General features: G+C 25.2%; 32 protein-coding genes, 1 tRNA gene and 3 pseudogenes. 20 read left to right on the forward strand and 16 right to left on the reverse strand.

From position 1 onward, the window contains the following. Window positions 1-18 precede the first annotated feature (18 nt). From AAHM78_RS06205 to lon, 14 genes are all read left to right on the forward strand, one after another. Window positions 19-195 (forward strand): hypothetical protein, encoded by a 177-nt coding sequence (locus AAHM78_RS06205; protein WP_342253670.1) that lies wholly within the window; start codon window positions 19-21, stop codon window positions 193-195. Window positions 196-477: 282 nt separating this feature from the next. Next, entirely contained in the window at window positions 478-843 is a 366-nt protein-coding gene (locus AAHM78_RS06210; protein WP_342254958.1) for a transposase family protein, read from the forward strand. A 126-nt stretch (window positions 844-969) separates the two neighbouring features. Beyond that, the gene (locus AAHM78_RS06215; protein ID WP_342254711.1) at window positions 970-1,260 is read left to right on the forward strand and encodes a transposase family protein; all 291 of its coding nucleotides are present in this window, start codon (window positions 970-972) and stop codon (window positions 1,258-1,260) included. After that, window positions 1,172-1,363, forward strand: coding sequence for a hypothetical protein (locus AAHM78_RS06220; protein ID WP_342254712.1), 192 nt, complete (start codon window positions 1,172-1,174; stop codon window positions 1,361-1,363). The genes AAHM78_RS06215 and AAHM78_RS06220 overlap by 89 nt, the downstream gene beginning before the upstream one ends. 59 nt (window positions 1,364-1,422) lie before the next feature. Further along, window positions 1,423-1,788, forward strand: a complete 366-nt coding sequence (locus AAHM78_RS06225) for a transposase family protein (protein ID WP_342254958.1) — start codon at window positions 1,423-1,425, stop codon at window positions 1,786-1,788. 126 nt (window positions 1,789-1,914) lie between these two features. Beyond that, window positions 1,915-2,229, forward strand: coding sequence for a transposase family protein (locus tag AAHM78_RS06230; RefSeq protein WP_342254713.1), 315 nt, complete (start codon window positions 1,915-1,917; stop codon window positions 2,227-2,229). A gap of 118 nt (window positions 2,230-2,347) precedes the next feature. Then, complete coding sequence (locus AAHM78_RS06235; protein ID WP_342254714.1) at window positions 2,348-3,064, forward strand: IS1595 family transposase; 717 nt, start codon at window positions 2,348-2,350, stop codon at window positions 3,062-3,064. A gap of 255 nt (window positions 3,065-3,319) precedes the next feature. Next, the gene (locus AAHM78_RS06240) at window positions 3,320-3,685 is read left to right on the forward strand and encodes a transposase family protein (RefSeq protein ID WP_342254958.1); all 366 of its coding nucleotides are present in this window, start codon (window positions 3,320-3,322) and stop codon (window positions 3,683-3,685) included. Further along, window positions 3,672-3,794, forward strand: coding sequence for a hypothetical protein (locus tag AAHM78_RS06245; RefSeq protein WP_342254715.1), 123 nt, complete (start codon window positions 3,672-3,674; stop codon window positions 3,792-3,794). Before AAHM78_RS06240 ends, AAHM78_RS06245 begins: the two co-directional genes overlap by 14 nt. Before the next feature lie 22 nt (window positions 3,795-3,816). Beyond that, window positions 3,817-3,892: transfer RNA gene (locus AAHM78_RS06250), tRNA-Arg, on the forward strand. A gap of 36 nt (window positions 3,893-3,928) precedes the next feature. After that, the gene (locus AAHM78_RS06255; protein ID WP_342254716.1) at window positions 3,929-4,444 is read left to right on the forward strand and encodes a DUF3196 family protein; all 516 of its coding nucleotides are present in this window, start codon (window positions 3,929-3,931) and stop codon (window positions 4,442-4,444) included. Between the two features lie 45 nt (window positions 4,445-4,489). Beyond that, window positions 4,490-4,690, forward strand: a complete 201-nt coding sequence (locus tag AAHM78_RS06260; RefSeq protein ID WP_342254717.1) for a hypothetical protein — start codon at window positions 4,490-4,492, stop codon at window positions 4,688-4,690. A gap of 15 nt (window positions 4,691-4,705) precedes the next feature. After that, entirely contained in the window at window positions 4,706-6,016 is a 1,311-nt protein-coding gene (gene tig / locus AAHM78_RS06265) for a trigger factor (protein WP_342254718.1), read from the forward strand. Window positions 6,017-6,276: 260 nt separating this feature from the next. After that, on the forward strand, window positions 6,277-8,661 hold the full coding sequence (lon, locus tag AAHM78_RS06270) for an endopeptidase La (RefSeq protein ID WP_342254719.1): 2,385 nt from the start codon (window positions 6,277-6,279) through the stop codon (window positions 8,659-8,661). A 384-nt stretch (window positions 8,662-9,045) separates the two neighbouring features. Here lon and AAHM78_RS16830 read toward each other — a convergent pair. From AAHM78_RS16830 to AAHM78_RS06295, 6 genes and pseudogenes are all read right to left on the reverse strand, one after another. Then, a pseudogene (locus AAHM78_RS16830) lies at window positions 9,046-9,270 on the reverse strand (IS30 family transposase); the annotation flags it as partial. An 89-nt stretch (window positions 9,271-9,359) separates the two neighbouring features. Beyond that, complete coding sequence (locus tag AAHM78_RS06275; protein WP_342254720.1) at window positions 9,360-10,319, reverse strand: IS1/IS1595 family N-terminal zinc-binding domain-containing protein; 960 nt, start codon at window positions 10,317-10,319, stop codon at window positions 9,360-9,362. 83 nt (window positions 10,320-10,402) lie between these two features. Next, window positions 10,403-11,083 (reverse strand): annotated as a pseudogene (locus AAHM78_RS06280) (IS30 family transposase); the annotation flags it as partial. 17 nt (window positions 11,084-11,100) lie between these two features. Beyond that, entirely contained in the window at window positions 11,101-11,475 is a 375-nt protein-coding gene (locus AAHM78_RS06285) for a transposase family protein (RefSeq protein WP_342255067.1), read from the reverse strand. A 50-nt stretch (window positions 11,476-11,525) separates the two neighbouring features. Beyond that, complete coding sequence (locus tag AAHM78_RS06290) at window positions 11,526-11,918, reverse strand: transposase family protein (protein ID WP_342253818.1); 393 nt, start codon at window positions 11,916-11,918, stop codon at window positions 11,526-11,528. A gap of 209 nt (window positions 11,919-12,127) precedes the next feature. Further along, window positions 12,128-12,844, reverse strand: coding sequence for an IS1595 family transposase (locus tag AAHM78_RS06295; RefSeq protein WP_342254722.1), 717 nt, complete (start codon window positions 12,842-12,844; stop codon window positions 12,128-12,130). A 136-nt stretch (window positions 12,845-12,980) separates the two neighbouring features. Between AAHM78_RS06295 and AAHM78_RS06300 the strand changes: the two are divergent. The 4 genes and pseudogenes from AAHM78_RS06300 to AAHM78_RS06315 form a co-directional block, all read left to right on the forward strand. After that, window positions 12,981-13,295: pseudogene (locus AAHM78_RS06300) on the forward strand (IS30 family transposase); the annotation flags it as partial. A 98-nt stretch (window positions 13,296-13,393) separates the two neighbouring features. Continuing rightward, on the forward strand, window positions 13,394-15,451 hold the full coding sequence (locus AAHM78_RS06305; RefSeq protein ID WP_342254724.1) for a PTS transporter subunit EIIC: 2,058 nt from the start codon (window positions 13,394-13,396) through the stop codon (window positions 15,449-15,451). Window positions 15,452-15,554: 103 nt separating this feature from the next. Further along, window positions 15,555-15,908 carry a hypothetical protein gene (locus AAHM78_RS06310; RefSeq protein ID WP_342254725.1) on the forward strand — a complete coding sequence of 118 codons (354 nt, stop codon included), beginning with the start codon at window positions 15,555-15,557 and terminating at the stop codon, window positions 15,906-15,908. A gap of 67 nt (window positions 15,909-15,975) precedes the next feature. Next, window positions 15,976-16,368, forward strand: a complete 393-nt coding sequence (locus AAHM78_RS06315; RefSeq protein WP_342252923.1) for a transposase family protein — start codon at window positions 15,976-15,978, stop codon at window positions 16,366-16,368. Window positions 16,369-16,464: 96 nt separating this feature from the next. On the opposite strand, the gene AAHM78_RS06320 is transcribed toward AAHM78_RS06315, so the two are convergent. After that, window positions 16,465-17,181, reverse strand: a complete 717-nt coding sequence (locus AAHM78_RS06320) for an IS1595 family transposase (RefSeq protein ID WP_342253050.1) — start codon at window positions 17,179-17,181, stop codon at window positions 16,465-16,467. 79 nt (window positions 17,182-17,260) lie between these two features. Between AAHM78_RS06320 and AAHM78_RS06325 the strand changes: the two genes are divergently transcribed. Next, on the forward strand, window positions 17,261-17,746 hold the full coding sequence (locus AAHM78_RS06325) for a transposase family protein (RefSeq protein WP_342254726.1): 486 nt from the start codon (window positions 17,261-17,263) through the stop codon (window positions 17,744-17,746). Here the strand turns inward: AAHM78_RS06325 and AAHM78_RS06330 are convergent. The 7 genes from AAHM78_RS06330 to AAHM78_RS06355 form a co-directional block, all read right to left on the reverse strand. After that, complete coding sequence (locus AAHM78_RS06330; RefSeq protein WP_342254727.1) at window positions 17,743-17,979, reverse strand: hypothetical protein; 237 nt, start codon at window positions 17,977-17,979, stop codon at window positions 17,743-17,745. The two genes, AAHM78_RS06325 and AAHM78_RS06330, sit on opposite strands and share 4 nt — an antisense overlap. 12 nt (window positions 17,980-17,991) lie before the next feature. Beyond that, on the reverse strand, window positions 17,992-18,093 hold the full coding sequence (locus AAHM78_RS16835) for an IS3 family transposase (protein ID WP_425289796.1): 102 nt from the start codon (window positions 18,091-18,093) through the stop codon (window positions 17,992-17,994). After that, complete coding sequence (locus AAHM78_RS06335) at window positions 18,094-18,741, reverse strand: IS3 family transposase (RefSeq protein ID WP_342255068.1); 648 nt, start codon at window positions 18,739-18,741, stop codon at window positions 18,094-18,096. Window positions 18,742-18,763: 22 nt separating this feature from the next. Next, the gene (locus tag AAHM78_RS06340; RefSeq protein WP_342254728.1) at window positions 18,764-19,723 is read right to left on the reverse strand and encodes an IS1/IS1595 family N-terminal zinc-binding domain-containing protein; all 960 of its coding nucleotides are present in this window, start codon (window positions 19,721-19,723) and stop codon (window positions 18,764-18,766) included. A gap of 43 nt (window positions 19,724-19,766) precedes the next feature. After that, window positions 19,767-19,928, reverse strand: coding sequence for a hypothetical protein (locus AAHM78_RS06345; RefSeq protein WP_342254729.1), 162 nt, complete (start codon window positions 19,926-19,928; stop codon window positions 19,767-19,769). A 41-nt stretch (window positions 19,929-19,969) separates the two neighbouring features. After that, complete coding sequence (locus AAHM78_RS06350; RefSeq protein ID WP_342253638.1) at window positions 19,970-20,248, reverse strand: transposase; 279 nt, start codon at window positions 20,246-20,248, stop codon at window positions 19,970-19,972. 69 nt (window positions 20,249-20,317) lie between these two features. Then, window positions 20,318-20,857: a hypothetical protein gene (locus AAHM78_RS06355; protein ID WP_342254730.1), complete on the reverse strand. Its 540-nt coding sequence runs from the start codon at window positions 20,855-20,857 to the stop codon at window positions 20,318-20,320. A 304-nt stretch (window positions 20,858-21,161) separates the two neighbouring features. Between AAHM78_RS06355 and AAHM78_RS06360 the strand changes: the two genes are divergently transcribed. Then, on the forward strand, window positions 21,162-22,121 hold the full coding sequence (locus AAHM78_RS06360; protein ID WP_342254731.1) for an IS1595 family transposase: 960 nt from the start codon (window positions 21,162-21,164) through the stop codon (window positions 22,119-22,121). 35 nt (window positions 22,122-22,156) lie between these two features. On the opposite strand, the gene AAHM78_RS06365 is transcribed toward AAHM78_RS06360, so the two are convergent. Together AAHM78_RS06365 and AAHM78_RS06370 are read right to left on the reverse strand one after the other, a co-directional pair. Beyond that, window positions 22,157-22,576 (reverse strand): transposase family protein, encoded by a 420-nt coding sequence (locus AAHM78_RS06365; protein WP_342255069.1) that lies wholly within the window; start codon window positions 22,574-22,576, stop codon window positions 22,157-22,159. A 50-nt stretch (window positions 22,577-22,626) separates the two neighbouring features. Beyond that, window positions 22,627-23,019 (reverse strand): transposase family protein, encoded by a 393-nt coding sequence (locus tag AAHM78_RS06370; protein WP_342252923.1) that lies wholly within the window; start codon window positions 23,017-23,019, stop codon window positions 22,627-22,629. Window positions 23,020-23,168: the final 149 nt, after the last annotated feature.

The following is a 23,168-nucleotide window of genomic DNA, read 5'->3' on the forward strand; positions in this document are numbered from 1 at the left end:
AATCATGAAGTTGGGTATGTGTCACCAACAGGTGTAAACACAAACCAGATTGAATCAGCATGAAAGCACATCCGACGAACTTTCCGAACACACATAAGAGTTTCAAAGCACAATATTCATTTATATGCAAAAGAATCAGCATATAAATTCAATAACATACCTAGTTTTGAAACTGTAATTTTGTGTTTGATTTAAATACATGCGGGGATAATTTCCTAGGTAGGCTTTTATCTCCATTTATGTGATAAAATTTAAAAATAGTACATAAAGGGATAAAAGCCTTGAAAATATTTTAATAAAAAGCGGAATTTTTAATTTACCTTGAAAAAAAGATTTAACAAAAAATAAAGGTACTAATAATAATTTGTTAGCTATTGATGCCACTGAAACTCCAATTGAAAGAATTAAAAAAAACTAAAATTACTTTTTTCAGGTAAAAAGAAACATCATTCTCTCAAATCCCAAATAATTATTGATATTTCCAATGGAAAAATTATTTCAACTGCTTTTTGTTTTGGAAGCATTCATGATTTTAAATTGCTTCTAAAATCTAAAACTTTTATTCATCCAGAAAAACAAGTTTTTGTTGATTCAGGTTATCAAGGTATACAAAATATTCATAAAAATACATTTTTGCCATTTAAAAAAAGTAAATACAATCAATTAACACCAATTCAAAAAGAATACAATAAAACTTTAAGTAAAATTAGAATTAAAATTGAACACGTATTTGCTAAACTAAAACGTTTTAAAATTTTAAGTTTAAAATATCGCAATAAAATACGAAGATTTGCATTAAGATTTAATTTAATAGCAGGAATATATAATTTTGAATTACCTTAGTTTTGCACCAAGTCTAATAAAGTACTACTTTTATCTAATTGTATGGGATTATTAAATAGACTGGGTGCAAAACCTTTAATTTTAACAATTTAACGATTATTATTAATATTAAAGGTGATAGTTATTATGTTGAAAAAATATAAAGATGATCAAGAATTTTATAGTTTAGTCGGCATAAAGCCACAAACATTTTATAAAATGCTTGAAATTTTAAAAATTGCTGAGTCTAAACAAAAATATTATGGTGGTAGAAAAAATAAAATTGTAATTGAAGAGCGTTTATTAATGACTTTAGAATATTGAAAAGACTATAGTAGTTATATAGTTATTGCAAAAAGATATAATATTAGTCATACTAGTTGCATTCGTAATATTTTTTTGAATTGAAAATATTTTAATAAAAAGCGGAATTTTTAATTTACCTGGAAAAAAAGATTTAACAAAAAATAAAGGTACTAATAATAATTTGTTAGCTATTGATGCTACTGAAACTCCAATTGAAAGAATTAAAAAAAACTAAAATTACTTTTTTCAGGTAAAAAGAAACATCATTCTCTCAAATCCCAAATAATTATTGATATTTCCAATGGAAAAATTATTTCAACTGCTTTTTGTTTTGGAAGCATTCATGATTTTAAATTGCTTCTAAAATCTAAAACTTTTATTCATCCAGAAAAACAAGTTTTTGTTGATTCAGGTTATCAAGGTATACAAAATATTCATAAAAATACATTTTTGCCATTTAAAAAAAGTAAATACAATCAATTAACACCAATTCAAAAAGAATACAATAAAACTTTAAGTAAAATTAGAATTAAAATTGAACACGTATTTGCTAAACTAAAACGTTTTAAAATTTTAAGTTTAAAATATCGCAATAAAATACGAAGATTTGCATTAAGATTTAATTTAATAGCAGGAATATATAATTTTGAATTACCTTAGTTTTGCACCAAGTCTAATAAAGTACTACTTTTATCTAATTGTATGGGATTATTAAATAGACTGGGTGCAAAACCTTTAATTTTAACAATTTAACGATTATTATTAATATTAAAGGTGATAGTTATTATGTTGAAAAAATATAAAGATGATCAAGAATTTTATAGTTTAGTCGGCATAAAGCCACAAACATTTTATAAAATGTTTGAAATTTTAAAAATTGCTGAGTCTAAACAAAAATATTATGGTGGTAGAAAAAATAAAATTGTAATTGAAGAGCGTTTATTAATGACTTTAGAATATTGAAAAGACTATAGTAGTTATAGAGTTATTGCAAAAAGATATAATATTAGTCATACTAGTTGCATTCGTAATATTTTTTGAATTGAAAATATTTTAATAAAAAGCGGAATTTTTAATGGAAATTATCCCCACATGTACTAGTGTGGAGGAAAAAATGAATTGAAATGAATTCAATAGCATATTTCAAACTGAAAACGATTGTTTGAAATATATAGCGAATTTGAAAATAATGAAATGCATCAGGTGTGCTTCTTCTAGTTTGAATACTTCTGATTTGAGAAGAATACGATGTTTGAACTGTAACCAAACATTTAGTATTCTTTATGGAACCATTTTTTATAAGTCACAAACCCAAATGACATCTCGGTTTTATCTCATCTTTAGATGAATAAACACAAAGCATGGCATACCAGCAACCGATGTTGCAAGGGAATTGGGTGTTACCTATAAAACAGCTTGAAGAATGTGTCATGAAATCAGGACTAGAATTGGAAATCAAGATGCAGGTTTCATTGTTGATGGCACAGCACAGATGGATGAAATGTATCTTTCACATTTAGGTTTTAAAAAACAAGGAAGATCCTTGTTGAATAAAACTTTGATTGTTGGAGTTTATGAGAAAACCAGCAACAAACTAATTGTTAAGGTGCTGAAAAATGCAGATGAAAAAAACCTTTTAAGATTTGCATTGAAACACATTTTTACTGAGTGCTGTCTATTTACGGATTCTTGGAAGGGATATGTAAGTTTCAAAAACTTCTATCCCAAACATGAAATCGCAAATCATGAAGTTGGGTATGTGTCACCAACAGGTGTAAACACAAACCAGATTGAATCAGCATGAAAGCACATCCGACGAACTTTCCGAACACACATAAGAGTTTCAAAGCACAATATTCATTTATATGCAAAAGAATCAGCATATAAATTCAATAACATACCTAGTTTTGAAACTGTAATTTTGTGTTTGATTTAAATACATGCGGGGATAATTTCCTAGGTAGGCTTTTATCTCCATTTATGTGATAAAATTTAAAAATAGTACATAAAGGGATAAAAGCCTTTTTAATTTACCTGGAAAAAAAGATTTAACAAAAAATAAAGGTACTAATAATAATTTGTTAGCTATTGATGCTACTGAAACTCCAATTGAAAGAATTAAAAAAAACTAAAATTACTTTTTTCAGGTAAAAAGAAACATCATTCTCTCAAATCCCAAATAATTATTGATATTTCCAATGGAAAAATTATTTCAACTGCTTTTTGTTTTGGAAGCATTCATGATTTTAAATTGCTTCTAAAATCTAAAACTTTTATTCATCCAGAAAAACAAGTTTTTGTTGATTCGGGTTATCAAGGTATACAAAATATTCATAAAAATACATTTTTGCCATTTAAAAAAAGTAAATACAATCAATTAACACCAATTCAAAAAGAATACAATAAAACTTTAAGTAAAATTAGAATTAAAATTGAACACGTATTTGCTAAACTAAAACGTTTTAAAATTTTAAGTTTAAAATATCGCAATAAAATACGAAGATTTGCATTAAGATTTAATTTAATAGCAGGAATATATAATTTTGAATTACCTTAGTTTTGCACCAAGTCTAATGAAATATCAAAATAATATTAAATATAATAATATTATTTTTTTATTGAAAAGTAACCAATTAATAATTGCATTTTTTAATCAAACAAGTTAAGATTACTTATGGTAAATGTTATGCCCACGTAGCTCAGTGGATAGAGCACCGCCCTTCTAAGGCGGGGGTCAGAAGTTCGAATCTTCTCGTGGGCGCCATTAAATTTTAAAATACTAAGAAGGTTTAACTAAATAATGATAAATCATGACAATTATTATCAAGACATTATTGGTAAAATTAACCACCTCATTAGTGAAAATAAATGAGATCAAGCAATGAAGTTGGTCAAACATGAATTAGAGATACCTTATATTCCTATTCATCATGAAATTACATTACAAGAGTTACATCATAATATTACTACTCATATTAGATTAAATAGCAAAAATGAAAGTCATGAGTGAAATTTAGAGAGAATAAGTCGTGTATTAATGAATCCATTTGATGAAGATCTTCATCCGGTGGCATTTTATTATTTACAAAGTCATAATGCTAGGTTAATTTTGCCAACAATTAAGATTTATCTTACAAATAAAAATATAAATAATATAAATAAAACACAACTATTATTTATATTAAATAATCAAGGTATTGACGAAGAAATAGAAGTAATAAAAGGTCATGATACATTTAAAATTAATCCAAAAAAAATAACACAATGACAGGAATCACTCGTTTATTTAAAAATTACAAAAATATTTGAAGATTAAGTTCATATTGATAATCCAGGTATTTATGGTATTTGCTTGTTTTTATTGGATAGTTATTTTGAGAATTTGTTTCCAACATTACCTAATAAAAATCAAGCAGCAGCATTAGCAGCTGCTTTGTATATTCGTGCTTGTAGTTTCCAGTTTATTAGTGTAAAATTGGTAGAAAGTGCTAAAAAATTTAAAACTACTACTACTTTAATAAAAAAATACTTAAGTATTATGATTCAACAACAAATTACATAAGGAGAGATTTGAAAAATGACATTAAATATTATAAAAGATGAAAAAAATGGTCTTGGAAAATGACATGTTACCATTGATACTAAAACTTGAAAAGATCAATTGGCAAAAGCTGAAAATAAATTGATTGCACAAGTAGAAATTCCTGGATTTCGTAAAGGAAAAGTTCCTACTAAAATGGCTACAAAACATGTAACTGAAGAACAAACTTTACAAACAGCAACTAAAGCAGTTATTACTATTGCTTATGATTTTGCCTTAAAACAAAAACCTAACTTAATGCCTACTAATCAACCCGAAGTTAATGTGGAAAAATATACTATTAAAGAGTGTGAAATAATGTTTGTATTTGATTTACCAGCAGAAATTACTATTGGTAAATATCGTGGTATTGATATAGTAAAACCCGTAGCAACTGTTAATCAAGAAGAAATTGATACTCAAATTAAACTATTACAAGATCGTTTTGCTATTTTTAATCCAAAAGAAAAAGGAAAATTAGAAAAAGATGATACTGCAGTTTTTAATTTCACTGGTTTTTTAGACGGTAAAAAATTCCCTGGCGGTGAAGCTAAAAACATGGAATTAGAAATTGGTTCTGGTAAATTTATTCCTGGTTTTGAAGAAGGAATGATCGGTATGGAACCTAAATCTAAAAAAACTATTGAAGTAACTTTCCCAAAAGATTATCATGTTCCAAATTTAAAAGGTCAATTAGTACAATTTGAAATTGAATTAAACGAAATAAAAACAAAAGTTATTAATGAAGATTTAGAAGAATTAGTAAAAGATGTTAACATTCCAGATGTTACTACTACTGAACAATTATTAGAAAATATTAAAAAACAAATTGAAGTACAAAAAACAATGACAATTAAGGAACAATTTATGGAAGAACTTATTGCTAAAATCGTTAAAGATTCAAAAATAATAATTCCAAGTTTTGCTGTTAAAAATGAAACTGAACGTTTAGAAAATGAATTTAAAAAACAATTAGCTAATCAAAACTTTACAATTGAAAACTATATGGCAGCAACCGGTTTATCTCATGAAGAAATTATTAATGAAATAAAAAAGGATGCAATTATGCAACTTCAGAATTTTTTAGTTATTGAAGAAATTATTAAACAAGAAAAAATAGAAATTACCGAAGAAGAAGTTCAAAAACAATTAACAACATTTGCCGACCAATTTAAAATAAGCATTGAAGAAGTTAAAGCAAATATTAAAGATTTAAGTTTAGTTACTACTACCCTAAAACGTAATAAAGCCTTTGATTTATTATGAGAAAGTAACGGTAAAAACCAAAATCAAACAACAAGTGCTTAATTTAATTTGATAATTATTATATAACCTAATTACCAATTTAATAATTAGGTTATTTTATCGTTTATTTTTTTCAAAAAGTAAAAATTATCAAAAAAAAAATAAATGTAATAAAATACTACTAGTATAAATTAAATATGAATTAATAAGTGCTGCTGTAATAGTATAGTATAAATCAAAAATTAGATATTTTAGCAATTAACTATTGCAAGTGCTAATGTTTTATATTATAATCCAGTTAATACATTATTTGAGGTGAGACAATGAAGATAAAAAATATTACTAATATTCCAGTACTAGTAACAAGAGGAAGTTTTGTTTTCCCAACAGTTGAAATAGAACTAGAAGTTGGCAGACATAAATCAGTAGCGGCAATTAATGAATCGGTAGCTAAGTTTAATTCAGAAATTATTTTAGTTTCGCAAAAGGATCCGAAAGTAGATAATCCACAATTAAGTGAAGTCTACAATCATGGTACTTTGTGTAAAGTGCAAATTCAAAAAAGCCATAACGATGGTACACTTACCGTATCTTTTTATGGACAACAAAGAGTTAAAGTTTCTAATTTTTATGATAATAAATTTTATACAGGAGATGCTGAAACTTTAGTTAGTCCTAATGTTTCAAAATCATTAGAAGAAGAGTTGATTCAAAGAATTGTAAATAATTTACAACAGATTTTAGATGTTCATGGTTCAATTCCACAAGGTGTAATTAGTCAAATCACCGATGGAATGAAAGCTAGTGAAATTATTGATAAAATGGCTCAATTTTTACCATTTTTAACTATTAATAAACGCCAAGAAATTTTACAAGAAACTGATATTAATAAACGTTTAGATTTATTATTGAAAGATGTTGGTGGTCAAAAACAAGTTGGTGCCATTGAAAAGGATTTAACAGCTAAAATTAAAGATCGTATTGATGAACAACAACGTGAATATTATTTACGAGAAAGATTGCGTGCTATTAAAGAAGAATTAGGCGAAATTGATGGTAAGTCTAATGAAATGAAACGTTATTTAGAACGCTTAGAAACAGAAGAGTTTCCTGAAGCAATCAAAACGCGTGTTAAAGAAGAAATTAGTCGTTATGAAGATATGCCGCAAGCTTCAAGTGAATCAAATATAATTCGTACATACATTGATTGAATGATGACTTTACCTTGATTTCAAAAAAGTGAAGAAAAATTTGATTTAATTAATGCAAAAAAAATTCTTGATAAATATCACTATGGTTTAGAAAAAGTTAAAGAAAGAATTATTGAATATCTTGCTGTTAAAAAAATGACTAAGGCAATGCCAGGACAAATTATTTGTTTAGTTGGCCCTCCTGGTGTTGGTAAGACTTCTTTAGCTAAATCAATTGCTGAAGCGATGGGGCGTACTTTCGTTAAAGTTTCACTTGGTGGAGTTAAAGATGAATCTGAAATTCGTGGTCATCGTAAAACTTATATTGGTGCGATGCCAGGAAGAATTATCCAAGGTATGAAACGTGCTAAAGTTATTAATCCATTATTTTTATTAGATGAAATTGATAAAATGTCATCTGATTATCGTGGTGATCCAGCTAGTGCTATGTTAGAAGTATTAGATCCTGAACAAAATGCTAATTTTTCAGATCATTATATTGAAGAAAATTATGATTTATCACAAGTTATGTTTCTAGCAACAGCTAATTATATGGAAGGTATCCCTGAACCATTAAAAGATCGAATGGAAATTATTGAACTTTCTTCATATACAGAATTAGAAAAACTTGAAATTGCAAAAAAATATTTAATTCCTCGTGTTATTGAAATTACTGGTTTAAATAATAAAATGTTAAAATTTAAACCAAATTCAATTGAAGAAATAATTAAATATTATACAAGAGAATCAGGTGTTCGACAATTAGAAAGATTATTAAATAAAATTGCTCGTAAATTTATTGTTAAACTTTTGAATAAAAAAATTAGTGCTGAAGAAATTGTTGCTGATAATGTTAAAGATTATTTAGGAAAACAAATTTTCGATTATACTAAAAAAGAAAATGAATCACAAATTGGAGTGGTAACTGGTCTTGCTTATACTCAATATGGTGGTGATATCTTACCAATTGAAGTAAACTACTTTAAAGGAAAAGGTAATTTAGTATTAACTGGTAAATTAGGTGAAGTTATGAAAGAATCTGCTACTATTGCTTTAGATTATATTAAAGCAAATGCTATTACTTTCAATATTCCTGATACTTTCTTTGCAGAACATGATATTCATATTCATGTTCCTGAAGGAGCAGTGCCAAAGGATGGTCCAAGTGCTGGTATTACTTTAACAACTGCAATTATTTCTGCTCTTACAAGTAGACCTGTATCAAAAGATATTGGTATGACAGGTGAAATTACACTTCGTGGTCATGTATTACCAATTGGTGGATTAAAAGAAAAATCAATTTCTGCTCATCGTAGTGGACTAAAAACAATTTTAATTCCAAAAGCTAATATAAAAGACTTAGAAGATATTCCAGAAGAAGTAAAGAAAAAATTAAATATTGTTTCAGTTGAATTTTATTCTGAAGTATATGATTTTATTTTTAATAAACATAAAACAAAAATTCACTCACCTATTAATAATATTAAACCAACTTCAAGTATTATTGATGAAGGTTAAAATCTAATTAAATTATTAATAACTATAACTTTAAAAAAGTAAATACTAAAAACAAGTATTTACTTTTTTTATATAAAATTTTTTTATATTTGTGATAAATTTGATTTGCTTTTATTTGTTACAGAAAAATTAATTTCCGAATTTAAACTTTTAATTATATTTTTTTTGTTAATTAGTAATATTAGTTCATTTATTTTTACTAAATTTTGTTGTTTAATTTCTTTGATTTTTGTTAAAATAGTTATTTTTGTTTCTATTTTTTTATTTCAATTAAATAATCCAATAGTAAGTATTTTCATTATTTTATTTATTTTTTTATTATTTAATTTTTTTGATAGGTTATTTATTGGATTCCTGAGTTGTAAATATAAATGGGACAGTTTTTTAAAATAATTGTATTAAATCTATTGGTCTTTTATAAGAGAGCGATTTTCTGGGTGTAGAATTAATTTGAAATGCTATAAAATTTAAATATTTTTGTTTATATGAAAATAGATCTGTAGATTTTGGTAAATATCTTCTTAAAATACCATTATTATTTTCATTTAAACCCCTTTGGCAAGGTTTACCAGGATCTGCAAAATAAATTTTGACATTACAATTTTTTTTTTAATTTTCAAAAAAACTCTTGATGAAATAAAAAAAATCATCAACCTGGCCTAAAATTTGATTTTATTTAATTTTGGGATTTATTTTTTTTACAAACTGAAATATAATGCTTCAGATTTTGCATAAGGTGATATTTTATAATGTTGGTATTTAAATTTTCATAAATTGAGGTAATTTTGAATATTGGTAAATCCAATGCCATGATAATGAGTAATAAATTCTTTTAAACTTGATTGTATTTTACTGATATTACTTAAATTTTTATAATTTAATTCTTTATTTTCTTTTGATTTAAATTTCTTGAGAGTACATTTTGTTTGTTTAGCTACTGTATCATATAGTATTTGCATATCACAAACTATAATTGATTTTTCTTCGATAAGCTTAGATGTTAAATTTTCTTGTACTCATTTTTTTGTTAATCTTTTAGTATTTGTTGTTTGAGCATAAATATTTTTATTTTCATCAATTGCCATTTCAATACAACAGTTTAAATCTTTAGCATTTTCTTCAATTCATTTTTTTCTTGGATCATCTGGATTTTTGAAATTTCCTTTATGAATTTCTTTGATAAAAGTTTCATCAATTTCAATTCTACCTTTTAATTTTGTGAATGGTTTTTGTGTTTTTGCTAATTGTGATGATTTCATAAATTTTTGACGATTAAATCGTGCTGATGTTTTTGAAATTTTAGCAAATTGAGAAATAGTATAAGCAGATTGACCTAACAATGACAATCAAATTATTCAATCTCATTGTTCATGAGATAAATGACTTCAATGTAAAAAATGATTTCTTAAAGCATCAAAGCTACTTTTACAATCTTTGCATAAATATTTTTGCTTATTATTCTTAAAACCATTTTTTACACATCAATAAGATTTACAATTTGGACATTGAATTCCTTTTTCTTTAAATTTTTTATAAATTGCATCTAATTTTTCTTTTTTCTCAATTTGTTTAATTCTATTTTTAAAATGTCTAATAATTTTTATAAATTCTTCATCTTTTTTGTTTTTTAAAACATCAATTAATTCATTATTAGTCACAAAAAATCACCCCTGATATAAAAATATTACTTTTAATTTTAAATTAAAAGTAATATCAAGATTTTTTGTGAAAATTAAAAAATTTTTTCGATTAATCTTCATTTACTAAATTCTTTACCACGATCAAAAGTAATGGTTTTAACTGTTCCTTTTTGTAACTTTGAAATAAATTTTATTATACTTTTCGTAATATTTTCTGATTTATGATTTTTAGTTACTAAAGGAATTGTGGTTTTTGATCATATATCAGCCAAAGTAATAATAGAACTTTTATGATCTTTGCCAATGATAGTATCACTTTCTAAATGACCAAATTCTTGTATATTTTTAATATTAGGAATGATTAAATTTCTTTCATGAATAGACTTACAATTATTAATTTTGCCCCTAGTTTCTTTTTGTTTGCGAGATTTATTTTTGACTTTTCTCAATAAGTTATTTTCATCAAAACCCATTCGATTTGTTTTAAACATGTTATATAAAGTTTTTGTTGAAATACTTTTTATTTTATTTTCCTTTAAAAAGTTAGCAATTATATCAAGAGCATACTTTTTAGTAATTAACAAATGATTAATAATATTAATTTCTGTTAAAGTTAAAATTATTAATTTTCTGCCTGCATTTTGTTTATTTTTTTGAAATTGATTCAATATTTCTAATGGCAATAAGTTTTTATTTAATCATCTAAAAACTCTATGTACAGTTGATTTACTATAATCAACAATTTTTGCTATTTTACGAATCGAAAATCCATAATTTTTATATTAGACTTGGTGCAAAACTAAGGTAATTCCAAATTATATATTCCTGCTATTAAATTACATCTTAATGCAAATCTTCGTATTTTATTGCGATATTTTAAACTTAAAATTTTAAAACGTTTTAGTTTAGCAAATACGTGTTCAATTTTAATTATAATTTTACTTAAAGTTTTATTGTATTCTTTTTGAATTGGTGTTAATTGATTGTATTTACTTTTTTTAAATAGCAAAAATGTATTTTTATGAATATTTTGTATACCTTGATAACCTGAATCAACAAAAACTTGTTTTTCTGGATGAATAAAAGTTTTAGATTTTAGAAGCAATTTAAAATCATGAATGCTTCCAAAACAAAAAGCAGTTGAAATAATTTTTCCATTGGAAATATCAATAATTATTTGGGATTTGAGAGAATGATGTTTCTTTTTACCTGAAAAAAGTAATTTTAGTTTTTTTTAATTCTTTCAATTGGAGTTTCAGTAGCATCAATAGCTAACAAATTATTATTAGTACCTTTATTTTTTGTTAAATCTTTTTTTCCAGGTAAATTAAAAATTCCGCTTTTTATTAAAATATTTTCAATTCAAAAAATATTACGAATGCAACTAGTATGACTAATATTATATCTTTTTGCAATAACTCTATAACTACTATAGTCTTTTCAATATTCTAAAGTCATTAATAAACGCTCTTCAATTACAATTTTATTTTTTCTACCACCATAATATTTTTGTTTAGACTCAGCAATTTTTAAAATTTCAAGCATTTTATAAAATGTTTTTGGCTTTATGCCGACTAAACTATAAAATTCTTGATCATCTTTATATTTTTTCAACATAATAACTATCACCTTTAATATTAATAATAATCGTTAAATTGTTAAAATTAAAGGTTTTGCACCAAGTCTAGTAACTAAAAATCATAAATCAGAAAATATTACGAAAAGTATAATAAAATTTATGGCTTTTATCCCTTTATGTACTATTTTTAAATTTTATCACATAAATGGAGATAAAAGCCTACCTAGGAAATTATCCCCGCATGTATTTAAATCAAACACAAAATTACAGTTTCAAAACTAGGTATGTTATTGAATTTATATGCTGATTCTTTTGCATATAAATGAATATTGTGCTTTGAAACTCTTATGTGTGTTCGGAAAGTTCGTCGGATGTGCTTTCATGCTGATTCAATCTGGTTTGTGTTTACACCTGTTGGTGACACATACCCAACTTCATGATTTACGATTTCATGTTTGGGATAGAAGTTTTTGAAACTTACATATCCCTTCCAAGAATCCGTAAATAGACAGCACTCAGTAAAAATGTGTTTCAATGCAAATCTTAAAAGGTTTTTTTCATCTGCATTTTTCAGCACCTTCACAATTAGTTTGTTGCTGGTTTTCTCATAAACTCCAACAATCAAAGTTTTATTCAACAAGGATCTTCCTTGTTTTTTAAAACCTAAATGTGAAAGATACATTTCATCCATCTGTGCTGTGCCATCAACAATGAAACCTGCATCTTGATTGCCAATTCTAGTCCTGATTTCATGACACATTCTTCAAGCTGTTTTATAGGTCACACCCAATTCCCTTGCAACATCGGTTGCTGGTATGCAATGCTTTGTGTTTATTCATCTAAAGATGAGATAAAACCAAGATGTCATTTGGGTCTGTGACTTATAAAAAATGGTTCCATAAAGAATACTAAATGTTTGGTTACAGTTCAAACATCGTATTCTTCTCAAATCAGAAGTATTCAAACTAGAAGAAGCACACCTGATGCATTTCATTATTTTCAACTTCGCTATATATTTCAAACAATCGTTTTCAGTTTGAAATATGCTATTGAATTCATTTCAATTCATTTTTTCCTCCACACTAGTACATGTGGGGATAATTTCCAAATTTATTTCAACGTTACAAAAAGGAACAGTTAAAACCATTACTTTTGATCGTGGTAAAGAATTTAGTAAATGAAGATTAATCGAAAAAATTTGTAATGTCAAAATTTATTTTGCAGATCCTGGTAAACCTTGCCAAAGGGGTTTAAATGAAAATAATAATGGTATTTTAAGAAGATATTTACCAAAATCTACAGATCTATCTTCATATAAACAAAAAGATTTAAATTTTATAGCATTTCCAATTAATTCTACACCCAGAAAATCGCTCTCTTATAAAAGACCAATAGATTTAATACAATTATTTTAAAAAACTGTCCCATTTATATTTACAACTCAGGTAATATTTTTATCTGTATAGAATAAAATTCTCATCTGTATAGAACAATATAGAATGGAGGTGAGAAAATGAGTAATTTTTTTCATAGTAAACAAACAACTCCTGAGGATAAGAAAAATCCTAGTTTTACTTTTAAAGGAACTTTCAATAAATTAGGTGGCAAAATGTTTGGCAAAATGCAAAACTTATCAAGAGCCATTGTTTTACCAATAGCTACATTACCAATAGCTGGCTTATTGTTAGGAATTGGTGGTGGTGTTGCTAGTGCTTTAAAGCAATTACCTAATCATGATAGTCTTGTTGGTATTATTAATTTTTTTTCAATTATGCAATCAGCCGGAAACGTTGTTTTTGCTAATTTAGGATTGATTTTTGCTATTTCTATTGCTTTTGGTTTTGCAAAAGCTAGTAAAGGTGTAGCTGCTCTTTCTGGATTTATTACTTTTATTGTTATGACTTCAGTTATTAGTGGCATGTTTTTTTGAAATCCTAAAACAGGAATGTTGGGATTTGATCCATGAGGTTTAGGTGAAGGTGCAAAGATTACTCCAGAAAGTGGTAAATATTCTGGTTTATTTTCTTCTGTCTTAGGATTATTTCCTACGTTTGATACTTCAGTTTTAGGTGGCATTCTTGTTGGTTGATTAGTATCAGTTGTTCATAATCATTCATACAATATTCGTATGCCAAGAGTATTAGCTTTTTTTGGTGGTGAACGTTTTGTGCCAATTTTAGCTGTTTTTGTTGGAATAGGAATGGGATTAGCTTTTTTCTTTATTTGACCAATGTTATTAATTGCTTTTAGAGAAATTGGTAATGGCTTAGCAGCTGGTATGAATACAGGTCAACTTACCGATGGACAGTTAACTGGTGATAATTTTCATCCAACAGTTGGTGGAGCGTTTATTGCAATGTTTTTTGGAATTACTGAACGTTTATTAATACCAACATGATTGCATCACGTTCAATATGCACCTTTCTGATATACTGGAATTGGTGGTACGTGAACTAATGGATCTGACACATTTGTAGGAGCGTACAATATTTTCTTTGGACAATTTGCTTCTAATGCAGTAGGACACATGAATCAAACACCAGGAACAATGTTTATGAGTGGGCGATTTGCATATATGCAATATGGTTATCCATTTGCAGCGCTTGCTATGTGAATGTTATCACGACCAGAAAATAAAAAAATGGTTGGTGGTATTTTAGGATCTGCTGCTCTAACTTCTTTCTTAACAGGAGTTACAGAACCATTGTTGTTTTCGTTCTTATTTGTAGCACCATTATGTTTTGTTTTCCATGCATTTATGGCAGGAATTAGTTTTATGATGGCGTATTTATTAAATATAGTTGTTGGTCAAGGTTTTGCTGCTGGATTTATTGACTTTTCTTTCTTTGGAATATTACCAAGTATTCTTGGTAAAGAAACAGGCTTCTATTGAGTATTTGCTACTGGATTAATTATGGCACCTGCTTATTTCTTTGGGTTCTATTACATTATTAAGTGAACCAATTACAAAACTTTAGGTCGTGAAGAAGGAGAATTAGCAACCAACTTAGCTTTACAAAGTGTTGAAAGTTCTTTAGATAAGTCTTCAAAAAAAGGTAGAACAAAAGTAGAAAATTTATTACTTGGACTTGGTGGAGCATTAAATATTATTGATGTTAACGTTAAAGATAAAGTATTAGTTGCAACTTTAAAAGATGCAAATATTTATTCAAAAGCTTTATTAAGATTAAGTGGAACTAAAAATATTAAAGTAATTGCCAATAAAGTTGAAATTAATTATCTTGATGGTGCAGAGTCTATTCATAAAACTTTACAAGCAGAAAGGACAAAGAAACAAACATTAACACCTGATACTAATAAAGATAAAAATAATGATATGTTAGAAAATATTTTTAAAGGTCTTGGTGGACGAAGTAATGTTAAATTATTAGACAATTGCGCTACAAGATTGCGTGTTACAGTTTTTGATGAAACTAAAGTTGATGATAATATTTTAAAATCAACTGGTGCAGTTGGTATCTTTAAAAAAGGTACAGCTATTCAGGTAATTTATGGGCCACAAGTAGGTAATATTAAAAATGATTTATTAAAAACTTGAACTCCAAAATAAACTATTACTAAAATATAAAAATGAACAACTTTTTGAGTTGTTCATTTTTTTAGTTTTAGTTATGGATAATGTTAAAATTATAATATAGGATGGAGGGAAAACTATGTTTTTTGATGATGAAGAAGAAAAGTTAGAAGAAGCTAGGTATGAAGAAATACAAACAAATATACAAAATTTAACATTAACAATTGATGTTAATATTGTTGTTAAAGATTTATTTAAATATATTAAATTAAAATGTACACAAAAAATTAGAATTATGGATATATTAGCATTGTTTTTATCAATATTTTCAATAATTCTTTCAATATTATTAACTGTTATTGATAAAACTGATCAAAAAATTAGTTTTGAACTTCGAAAATTATTGTATGCGGTAAATATATTTAAAGATTTAACGGTGGTAATGGTATTAGTAATTGCATTATTTATGATTATTTATGAGATTAAATATTAGACTTGGTGCAAAACCTTTAATTTTAACAATTTAACGATTATTATTAATATTAAAGGTGATAGTTATTATGTTGAAAAAATATAAAGATGATCAAGAATTTTATAGTTTAGTCGGCATAAAGCCACAAACATTTTATAAAATGTTTGAAATTTTAAAAATTGCTGAGTCTAAACAAAAATATTATGGTGGTAGAAAAAATAAAATTGTAATTGAAGAGCGTTTATTAATGACTTTAGAATATTGAAAAGACTATAGTAGTTATAGAGTTATTGCAAAAAGATATAATATTAGTCATACTAGTTGCATTCGTAATATTTTTTGAATTGAAAATATTTTAATAAAAAGCGGAATTTTTAATTTACCTGGAAAAAAAGATTTAACAAAAAATAAAGGTACTAATAATAATTTGTTAGCTATTGATGCTACTGAAACTCCAATTGAAAGAATTAAAAAAAACTAAAATTACTTTTGGCTTTTATCCCTTTATGTACTATTTTTAAATTTTATCACATAAATGGAGATAAAACCCTACCTAGGAAATTATCCCCGCATGTATTTAAATCAAACACAAAATTACAGTTTCAAAACTAGGTATGTTATTGAATTTATATGCTGATTCTTTTGCATATAAATGAATATTGTGCTTTGAAACTCTTATGTGTGTTCGGAAAGTTCGTCGGATGTGCTTTCATGCTGATTCAATCTGGTTTGTGTTTACACCTGTTGGTGACACATACCCAACTTCATGATTTACGATTTCATGTTTGGGATAGAAGTTTTTGAAACTTACATATCCCTTCCAAGAATCCGTAAATAGACAGCACTCAGTAAAAATGTGTTTCAATGCAAATCTTAAAAGGTTTTTTTCATCTGCATTTTTCAGCACCTTCACAATTAGTTTGTTGCTGGTTTTCTCATAAACTCCAACAATCAAAGTTTTATTCAACAAGGATCTTCCTTGTTTTTTAAAACCTAAATGTGAAAGATACATTTCATCCATCTGTGCTGTGCCATCAACAATGAAACCCGCATCTTGATTTCCAATTCTAGTCCTGATTTCATGACACATTCTTCAAGCTGTTTTATAGGTCACACCCAATTCCCTTGCAACATCGGTTGCTGGTATGCCATGCTTTGTGTTTATTCATCTAAAGATGAGATAAAACCAAGATGTCATTTGGGTCTGTGACTTATAAAAAATGGTTCCATAAAGAATACTAAATGTTTGGTTACAGTTCAAACATCGTATTCTTCTCAAATCAGAAGCATTCAAACTAGAAGAAGCACACCTGATGCATTTCATTATTTTAAACTTCGCTATATATTTCAAACAATCGTTTTCAGTTTGAAATATGCCATTGAATTCATTTCAATTCATTTTTTCCTCCACACTAGTACATGCAGGGATAATTTCCTTACTTTTTTCAGGTAAAAAGAAACATCATTCTCTCAAATCCCAAATAATTATTGATATTTCCAATGGAAAAATTATTTCAACTGCTTTTTGTTTTGGAAGCATTCATGATTTTAAATTGCTTCTAAAATCTAAAACTTTTATTCATCCAGAAAAACAAGTTTTTGTTGATTCAGGTTATCAAGGTATACAAAATATTCATAAAAATACATTTTTGCCATTTAAAAAAAGTAAATACAATCAATTAACACCAATTCAAAAAGAATACAATAAAACTTTAAGTAAAATTAGAATTAAAATTGAACACGTATTTGCTAAACTAAAACGTTTTAAAATTTTAAGTTTAAAATATCGCAATAAAATACGAAGATTTGCATTAAGATTTAATTTAATAGCAGGAATATATAATTTTGAATTACCTTAGTTTTGCACCAAGTCTACTGAATAATTATAAATATTATTATTATCTGCAATATAGATAGTTCCATTTTCATCTGTTACTAAAATAGCATTAACAGGTACTCCTAAATGTTCACTTATTATTATAAATTCTGTTTGTTCTGCTGGACATTTATAAATACTATTATTTGCAATTACATAAATGTGTCCATCTTTACCAGTTGTTAAAAGAGAAATTTGTAATGTTTGGAATGGCAACACTTTTTAGAACTATTTTTTGGTAGAAATTTGTTTTTGATAATTAACTGGAGTTAAGTAGTTTAAAGTGCTGTGGATTCTTATGTTGTTATATCAATTGATATAATCAAATAATTATAATTTTAATTGGATTAATGATCTAAAATTTTTATCATTAATAAATTCTGTTTTGAAAGTTTTAAAAGTTGCTTCAGCAACAGCATTGTCATAAGGACAACCTTTTTTGCTTAAAGAGCGAGTAATATTGAATGCTAGTAAAAGTTTATCGATAATTTTATTATTAAATTCATTACCTCGATCGCTATGAAATATTTGAATATCTTTTAAACAGCGATTTGATTGCATAAATGCTTCATATACTAATGATGCATCTTTTTTAGTGCCTACACTATGTCCAATAATTTCGCGGTTAAATAGGTCTATTAATAAACAAATATAGTTTCACTTACCATTTACTTGAACATAAGTTAAATCACTAACAATAACTTCATTTTTAATCCTATTCTTAAAGTTTCTATTAACAAGATTAGTTATTTGACTATCATTGACTTTATTATGATGATTTTTGTGTCTTAATTTAGTGTATTTTGATATTAAATTATGTTTATTCATAATTTCTTTAATTTTTCGTCTTGATAAATAAATTTCTTGGTTTTCTAATATGACTTTTAATCTTCTTGTGCCATAAATTTCTTTTAATTTTCAAAAAAACTCTTGATGAAATAAAAAAAATCATCAACCTGGCCTAAAATTTGATTTTATTTAATTTTGGGATTTATTTTTTTTACAAACCGAAATATAATGCTTCAGATTTTGCATAAGGTGATATTTTATAATGTTGGTATTTAAATTTTCATAAATTGAGGTAATTTTGAATATTGGTAAATCCAATGCCATGATAATGAGTAATAAATTCTTTTAAACTTGATTGTATTTTACTGATATTACTTAAATTTTTATAATTTAATTCTTTATTTTCTTTTGATTTAAATTTCTTGAGAGTACATTTTGTTTGTTTAGCTACTGTATCATATAGTATTTGCATATCACAAACTATAATTGATTTTTCTTCGATAAGCTTAGATGTTAAATTTTCTTGTACTCATTTTTGTGTTAATCTTTTAGTATTTGTTGTTTGAGCATAAATATTTTTATTTTCATCAATTGCCATTTCAATACAACAGTTTAAATCTTTAGCATTTTCTTCAATTCATTTTTTTCTTGGATCATCTGGATTTTTGAAATTTCCTTTATGAATTTCTTTGATAAAAGTTTCATCAATTTCAATTCTACTTTTTAATTTTGTGAATGGTTTTTGTGTTTTTGCTAATTGTGATGATTTCATAAATTTTTGACGATTAAATCATGCTGATGTTTTTGAAATTTTAGCAAATTGAGAAATAGTATAAGCAGATTGACCTAACAATGACAATCAAATTATTCAATCTCATTGTTCATGAGATAAATGACTTCAATGTAAAAAATGATTTCTTAAAGCATCAAAGCTACTTTTACAATCTTTGCATAAATATTTTTGCTTATTATTCTTAAAACCATTTTTTACACATCAATAAGATTTACAATTTGGACATTGAATTCCTTTTTCTTTAAATGTTTTATCAATTGCATCTAATTTTTCTTTTTTCTCAATTTGTTTAATTCTATTTTTAAAATGTCTAATAATTTTTATAAATTCTTCATCTTTTTTGTTTTTTAAAACATCAATTAATTCATTATTAGTCACAAAAAATCACCCCCGATATAAAAATATTACTTTTAATTTTAAATTAAAAGTAATATCAAGATTTTTTGTGAAAATTAAAATAAATTTCTTTATTTTCTTTAAAAGCACTAATAACAGCTTCATCATACATATTATTTTGATTTTTTTCTTTTTTCTTGAAATTAAAATAATATGTTGATTTAGAGAGATTTAAAAAACGACACATTGTACGAATTTTATATTTACATTTATTATTGATAATAATCTCTATTTTCTGCCTATTATTAGTGCTGCTTGCTTTAAAATATCATTTTCCATTCGTAACTGTTTTAATTCTTTTCTTAATTTAATTAATTCATTTTCTTCAACAGAACGATTATCTTTAGATTTAAAACTACCTGAATTAGTAAATTGCTTAATTCAATTATAAGTAGCTGCTCTTGTAACATTGTACTCTTTAGCAAGACAAGAAACTGACTTACCACTTTGATATAAAGCTACTATTTGTTTCTTAAATTCGTCGGTATATGAGTTAATATTGGCCATAATTATAGTTCCTTTCTTTTAACTAATTTGTTCACTTGTCTACGTAATTAGTGTCCAATAAAGTGTAACCTATCCAGTTTCTTTATTTGTATCTATATTTAATTGTTTAAATTCGTTGTCATTTTCTAAACACTTATAAATACTATTCGCAAAAGGAACATGAAGATTATTATTAGTAGTGATATAAATATTTCCATATTTATCAATACTTATGTGACTCAGAAAATTAATGTTAGTTGGTAATGTCATTTTTTTAAATTCTCATTCTCCCGCTAAACATTTATAAATACTATTATTAGCTATTATAAAAACATTTCCGTCTCTCTCATTAATTTTTAAAAATCTAATATTTTCTAATTCTTTAGGTACTATCATTTGTTGAAAATATGTTTGTGTTGCAAGACATTTATAAATATTATTATTAGTTGCTACATAAGTATTTTTATCTTTATCAGTTTTTATAAATTTACCATTAGCAAATTCTTTAGGTACTATCATTTTTTCGAATTCTGTTTGTTCTGCTAAACATTTATAAACAGTATTATTAGCAAGTGCATAAATATTTCTATTTCTATCAGTTGTTAAAGACTTAATTTCATTTTTTTTCAATTATTATTTTCATTTTTAATACTTGTTTTAATTTTATTATTTGTGTTATTGATAAATAAGGTATTTAAACTGTTTGTACTTGCTATTGCTAAAATTGTTGTTGTAATTAGTGTTGATATCTTTTTCATATTTAAAAAACTCCTTTTTATTTTTTCCCAATAACTTCTTATTTTTAAGAAGTTAATATATTATACTTGGTGCAAAACTAAGGTAATTCAAAATTATTTTAATTTTCACAAAAAATCTTGATATTACTTTTAATTTAAAATTAAAAGTAATATTTTTATATCAGGGGTGATTTTTTGTGACTAATAATGAATTAATTGATGTTTTAAAAAACAAAAAAGATGAAGAATTTATAAAAATTATTAGACATTTTAAAAATAGAATTAAACAAATTGAGAAAAAAGAAAAATTAGATGCAATTGATAAAAAATTTAAAGAAAAAGGAATTCAATGTCCAAATTGTAAATCTTATTGATGTGTAAAAAATGGTTTTAAGAATAATAAGCAAAAATATTTATGCAAAGATTGTAAAAGTAGCTTTGATGCTTTAAGAAATCATTTTTCACATTGAAGTCATTTATCTAATGAACAATGAGATTGAATAATTTGATTGTCATTGTTAGGTCAATCTGCTTATACTATTTCTCAATTTGCTAAAATTTCAAAAACATCAGCATGATTTAATCGTCAAAAATTTATGAAATCATCACAATTAGCAAAAAAACAAAAACCATTCACAAAATTAAAAGGTAGAATTGAAATTGATGAAACTTTTATCAAAGAAATTCATAAAGGAAATTTCAAAAATACAGATGATCCAAGAAAAAAATGAATTGAAGAAAATGCTAAAGATTTAAACTGTTGTATTGAAATGGCAATTGATGAAAATAAAAATATTTATGCTCAAACAACAAATACTAAAAGATTAACAAAAAAATGAGTACAAGAAAATTTAACATCTAAGCTTATCGAAGAAAAATCAATTATAGTTTGTGATATGCAAATACTATATGATACAGTAGCTAAACAAACAAAATGTACTCTCAAGAAATTTAAATCAAAAGAAAATAAAGAATTAAATTATAAAAATTTAAGTAATATCAGTAAAATACAATCAAGTTTAAAAGAATTTATTACTCATTATCATGGCATTGGATTTACCAATATTCAAAATTACCTCAATTTATGAAAATTTAAATACCAACATTATAAAATATCACCTTATGCAAAATCTGAAGCATTATATTTCAGTTTGTAAAAAAAATAAATCCAAAAATTAAATAAAATCAAATTTTAGGCCAGGTTGATGATTTTTTTTATTTCATCAAGAGTTTTTTTGAAAATTAAAACAAAATTATATATTCCTGCTATTAAATTAAATCTTAATGCAAATCTTCGTATTTTATTGCGATATTTTAAACTTAAAATTTTAAAACGTTTTAGTTTAGCAAATACGTGTTCAATTTTAATTCTAATTTTACTTAAAGTTTTATTGCATTCTTTTTGAATTGGTGTTAATTGATTGTATTTACTTTTTTTAAATGGCAAAAATGTATTTTTATGAATATTTTGTATACATTGATAACCTGAATCAACAAAAACTTGTTTTTCTGGATGAATAAAAGTTTTAGATTTTAGAAGCAATTTAAAATCATGAATGCTTCCAAAACAAAAAGCAGTTGAAATAATTTTTCCATTGGAAATATCAATAATTATTTGGGATTTGAGAGAATGATGTTTCTTTTTACCTGAAAAAAGTAATTTTAGTTTTTTTTAATTCTTTCAATTGGAGTTTCAGTAGCATCAATAGCTAACAAATTATTATTAGTACCTTTATTTTTTGTTAAATCTTTTTTTCCAGGTAAATTAAAAATTCCGCTTTTTATTAAAATATTTTCAATTCAAAAAATATTACGAATGCAACTAGTATGACTAATATTATATCTTTTTGCAATAACTCTATAACTACTATAGTCTTTTCAATATTCTAAAGTCATTAATAAACGCTCTTCAATTACAATTTTATTTTTTCTACCACCATAATATTTTTGTTTAGACTCAGCAATTTTTAAAATTTCAAACATTTTATAAAATGTTTGTGGCTTTATGCCGACTAAACTATAAAATTCTTGATCATCTTTATATTTTTTCAACATAATAACTATCACCTTTAATATTAATAATAATCGTTAAATTGTTAAAATTAAAGGTTTTGCACCAAGTCTATTTTATTTTTTTTCAAATAAATTTCAAATAAAAATAGAACAAATTTTAATTTAAACTAAAAATCATAAAAAAATATATT

It is taken from the genome of Spiroplasma endosymbiont of Zeiraphera isertana, from assembly GCF_964030805.1.
GTDB lineage: Bacteria > Bacillota_I > Bacilli_A > Mycoplasmatales > VBWQ01 > Spiroplasma_E.